Genomic DNA, 4,210 nt, shown 5'->3' with positions numbered 1-4,210 from the left:
TGAGCCGCAACGGCGACGGCGCGCCGCCCGGCGGGGATCTCCCCGCCGACGCGACGCGCCGTCGATGCGTGCGGTGGGTCCGCTCAGGCGTCGATGCCCATGCCCTCGGCCAGCAGCGGCCACGAGTCCTTCAGCGCCTCTTCCCAGTACGGCCAGTAGTGGGTGCCGACCGGGTGGAAGTTGTAGGTGGCCGGGATGTCCAGCGAGTCCAGCTTGTTCTTCAGGTTCGCGGTGCAGCCGTTGACCGCGGCCTCGATGATCACGCCGAGGCTCAGGTTGACCGCGCCCATCGGGCCCGGCGCGCTGTCGAGGTAGTACTGCACGTCCTCGAGCACCGGGATGCCGCTGCCGGTGGAGATGTAGAGCTTGGTGTCGCGCAGCTTCTCGGCGTTGATCACCGGGTCGTTCTCGGCCCACAGCGGGCTGTCGGCCGGGCCGTACATGTTCTCGGTGTCACCGCCCGCCCAGGTCTCCACGGCGAGCTTGAGGAACTGCTGGCCGATCGGGTCGGCGATCTGCGCGCAGCCGGAGTAGGCGGCGACCGACTTCCACAGGCCCGGCTTCGCCTCGGCCAGCTGCAGCACCGAGGTGCCGGAGGTGGACAGGCCCGCCAGGGCGTTGAGGCCGGTGGCGCCGAGTTCGGCGTCCAGCAGCGGCGGCAGTTCCTCGGTGAAGAAGGTCTTCCACTTGTTCACGCCGAGCACCGGGTCGGGCTGCTGCCAGTCGGTGTAGTAGCTGCCACGGCCGCCGATCGGCTGGATGACGTTGACCGGCTTGTCGGCCAGCCACTCCAGCGCGTGGGTGGCGGCTTTCCAGCTGGCGGTGCCGTAGCCGCCGTCCAGGCCGTTGAGCATGTACAGGTTCGGTGCGGGAACCGACTCGTCGGCCGGGCGCTGTACGTCGACGGTGATCTCGGAGTCCATCGCCGCCGAGTAGACCTTCAGATGCCAGGTCCGGCCGTCCTTCTCCACGCACGTGAGCGCGGGCGCCTTGGCCGTTTCGGCGTAGGTCGTCGCAGCTAACACCGACATCTACATCGCCGCGGTGAGTGCGGCCGCCGCGGTGCGCAGCACCCGCTTCCGCCTCCCCACCCCGGCCTGCGCCCGGATCACCGATTTCCGCGTCCGAGAACGCATCTATGCACCACCTGCCTAGCCTTGCCGCGCCTGGGCGCGCGCTATGGATATCTGTGACCGGCTACATACCCGATCGAGGGTCAACTGTTACACGCGGGCGGCCCTCGACACGAACCGAGCACCCCGCCCCCGCCTCTCGAGGCAAGATCGAGAGATGAGCACCGCATCCCGACCTCGGCATACGGACGATCCGGGAGAACCGGATGCCCCGGAAACCGGGGGCGGCGCCGGGCAGGCGGCCGCGCCGGACGAGGGACCGAGCGCGTCCGCGCTCGCCGGGCTCGACATCGCGGGCTTCCGCGCTCTCGCCGCCGCCCGGCTGGAGCGCTTCCCACGGCTGGCGGTGCCGGACGCGCCCGGCATGCGGCGGGCGGCGGTCGTGCTGTGTGTGCTGCCCGCCGCGGACGGCACGCTCGCGGTGCTGGTCATCAAGCGCGCCTATCGCGGTCGCAATGCCGGGCAGTGGGGACTGCCGGGCGGCCGCATGGAGACGGGCGAGACCGCCGAGCAGGCGGCGCTGCGCGAGCTGCACGAGGAGCTGGCCCTGCCCGCCGACCCGGACGACATCCTCGGCGTGCTCGACGACTTCCCCGCCACCTCCGGCTTCGCCATCACCCCGGTGGTGGTGACCATGCCCTCGGCCGACGGGTTGCGCCCGCACCCGGACGAGGTCCACTCGGTGCACCACGTGTCGCTGACCCGCCTTGCCGCCCCGGACGTGCCGCACTGGCTGCGCCGCGACGACTTCCCCGACGGGCCCGACCTGCTGCAGATGCGCCTGGGCCCGAAGATGACCATCCACGCCCCGACCGGCGCGATGCTCTGGCAGTTCCGCGAGGCCGTGCTGCTCGAGGCCACGCCCGAGCAGGCCAGGGTCGCGCACTTCGCCCAGCCGGAGTGGACCCGTCGTTAGCCCGCCGCGCCGGGCGGTGCGCGCATTCGCCGGTGGCCCGCCCGGGAACGTAGCAAGATCGAGCACGGTACGAGCGGAAGGGAAGTGGAACGCCATGAGTGACGTTCTCGTGGTCATCGGCATCGGCGGCATGGGTGTGGCCATCGCCCGCAGACTCGGCCCCGGCCGCCCGGTGCTGTTGGCCGACTTCGACGACACGGCGCTGCACGCGGCCGCCGACCGGCTGCGCGGCGACGGCTACGACGTCTACACCCAGCAGGTCGACGTCTCCGACGCCGAGGCCGTGGCGGCGCTGGCCGCCCGCGCCGCCGAACTCGGCCCGGTCACCTCGCTGGCGCACACCGCCGGCCTGTCGCCGACCCAGGCCTCGGCGGCCGCCATCCTCGGCGTCGACCTGGCCGGGGTCGCACACGTCCTCGACGAGTTCGGCAAGATCATCGCTCCCGGCGGCGCCGGCGTGGTCATCGCCAGCATGGCGGGCAGCCTGACCGCGGGGGCGCTGCCCGCCGAGATGGAGACCGCGTTGGCGCGCACGCCCACCGCCGAACTCCTCGACCTGCCATTCCTCCAGGAGGACGCCGTGCCCGACGCGGGCGTCGCCTACGCCTTCGCCAAACGCGGCAATCAGGTGCGCGTCCAGACCGCCAGCCTCGCCTGGGGCGCACGCGGCGCCCGCGTCAACAGCATCAGCCCCGGTGTCATCTCCACCCCGATGGGCCGCCAGGAACTCGCTGGCGACTCCGGGGCGAACATGCGGGCCATGATCGCCGGCTCCGGCACCGGACGGGTCGGCACACCGGCCGACATCGCCGCCGCCGTCGCCTTCCTCCTCGGACCGGAGGCATCCTTCATCACCGGCACCGACCTGCTCGTCGACGGCGGAGTCGTCGCGGCGGTCCGCAGCGGGTCGGTTCAGCTCGGCGGCTGAGCTCGAACGGGCTAGACGTTCCGTCGGGCTCGAGGTTCGGACGGGCTCGAGGTTCAGACGGGCTCGAAGCGGGAGATGAGCCAGGCGCCACCGACTTCGGTGAGGGTGACCCGGACGCTGCTCGCGGTGGTGGCGGGATCGGGCTCGTCGGCGCTGGTGGTGGTCTGGTTGATGAACACCAGCACCACGGCGCTGTCTTCGGTGATCTCGGCGACGGCGGAGCGGACGACGGCGGCGTCGGTGGACACCGACTTCTCCTTGGCGGCGGGCGCCACCACCTGCTGGGTGAACTGGCTGTAGTAGGCGAGGAAGTCGCCGGTGAGGTGCTGCCGGGCCGCTGTCAGGTCCGCGTCGACGGTATCGGGGGTGTAGGAGAGCAGGGCGACGGTGCCGGTGGCGGCGGCCTCGGCGGCGCGGCGCGCGGCCGCGTCGTCGATCCGGCTGTCGGCGCGATACTGGGTGGCCCACAGCGTCACCGCCAGCACCGCGGCCGCGACGGACAGCGACGCCAGCAGCGCGAGGCCGCGTTCGGCGCGCATCATTCCCGCCGCCCGCCGCGCGGTCCTTGCGAGGACACCCGCGGCGGTCATGGCACGAACTCCACTTTCGACATCTTGATCGTGTCTCCTTCCCTGGTCACGGTCACGCTCAGCCGCCACGCCCTCGGTTCCTGCCGCGCCCCGGCCGAATTGGTGACCTGGGAGGTGGCCGCGACCAGCACCACCGCCGAGTCCTCGGTCATCGACTCCACCGCGGCCGCGTGCACGGTCCCCGCCGTGGCCACCTGAGACTGTTCGATGACCGCGGTGAAATCCTCCGCGCGCCCGGCGAAATCGTCACGGAACGCCCCGGTCGAGTGGTCGAGCACCCGCTGCACGTCCTGACCCGCCCTGCTGAAATCCAGCGAGGTCAAGGCGACGACCCCTTGGCGCGCCGCCTCCACGAACTCCGCTTTCCGCTGATTCGCCTGGGTCAGTTCCCGATGGTGGTGCACCAGCACGCCGCTCGCCGCGGCGCTCACCGCGAGCACCGTCACGGCCACGGCGCCCACCAGGGTCCGCACGCGCGGCAGCTGCCGGGGGCGCACCACCCGCGCCCGGGGCGTGGCGTCCTCGACCACCGCCGTCGGCGCGTCCGGCTCGCCCGCCGCGGCGGTCTCGTTCCCCGCGCCGTCCTCGGCCTCCGCTTCGGCGGACTCGCCCGCCGGGCCCGGCTCTGTCGCCACCTCCGGCT

General features: G+C 72.3%; 5 protein-coding genes. 2 read left to right on the top strand and 3 right to left on the bottom strand.

Going from position 1 to position 4,210, the window contains the following annotated elements:
* Window positions 1-83: 83 nt before the first annotated feature.
* Window positions 84-1,031, bottom strand: coding sequence for an alpha/beta hydrolase (locus QH283_RS10025; RefSeq protein WP_280502740.1), 948 nt, complete (start codon window positions 1,029-1,031; stop codon window positions 84-86).
* Window positions 1,032-1,290: 259 nt separating this feature from the next.
* Between QH283_RS10025 and QH283_RS10020 the strand changes: the two genes are divergently transcribed.
* Window positions 1,291-2,049: an NUDIX hydrolase gene (locus QH283_RS10020; protein WP_280502739.1), complete on the top strand. Its 759-nt coding sequence runs from the start codon at window positions 1,291-1,293 to the stop codon at window positions 2,047-2,049.
* A 94-nt stretch (window positions 2,050-2,143) separates the two neighbouring features.
* Window positions 2,144-2,977, top strand: coding sequence for an SDR family oxidoreductase (locus QH283_RS10015; protein WP_280502738.1), 834 nt, complete (start codon window positions 2,144-2,146; stop codon window positions 2,975-2,977).
* Between the two features lie 53 nt (window positions 2,978-3,030).
* On the opposite strand, the gene QH283_RS10010 is transcribed toward QH283_RS10015, so the two are convergent.
* Together QH283_RS10010 and QH283_RS10005 are read right to left on the bottom strand one after the other, a co-directional pair.
* On the bottom strand, window positions 3,031-3,567 hold the full coding sequence (locus tag QH283_RS10010) for a twin-arginine translocation pathway signal (RefSeq protein ID WP_280502737.1): 537 nt from the start codon (window positions 3,565-3,567) through the stop codon (window positions 3,031-3,033).
* A partial coding sequence (locus QH283_RS10005; RefSeq protein WP_280502736.1) for a hypothetical protein occupies window positions 3,564-4,210 on the bottom strand: 647 nt, incomplete at its 5' end. The genes QH283_RS10005 and QH283_RS10010, both read right to left, overlap by 4 nt.

Origin of the sequence: Nocardia farcinica (genome assembly GCF_029867845.1) — a bacterium.
Lineage (GTDB): Bacteria > Actinomycetota > Actinomycetes > Mycobacteriales > Mycobacteriaceae > Nocardia > Nocardia farcinica_A.
This window is presented reverse-complemented; position numbering and strand designations above follow the sequence as displayed.

Excerpts from the sequence above, each read along its gene's own strand:
- QH283_RS10025 (WP_280502740.1), bottom strand. The coding sequence starts at position 1,031 with ATGTCGGTGTTAGCTGCGACGACCTACGCCGAAACGGCCAAGGCGCCC.
- QH283_RS10020 (WP_280502739.1), top strand. The coding sequence starts at position 1,291 with ATGAGCACCGCATCCCGACCTCGGCATACGGACGATCCGGGAGAACCG.
- QH283_RS10015 (WP_280502738.1), top strand. The coding sequence starts at position 2,144 with ATGAGTGACGTTCTCGTGGTCATCGGCATCGGCGGCATGGGTGTGGCC.
- QH283_RS10010 (WP_280502737.1), bottom strand. The coding sequence starts at position 3,567 with ATGACCGCCGCGGGTGTCCTCGCAAGGACCGCGCGGCGGGCGGCGGGA.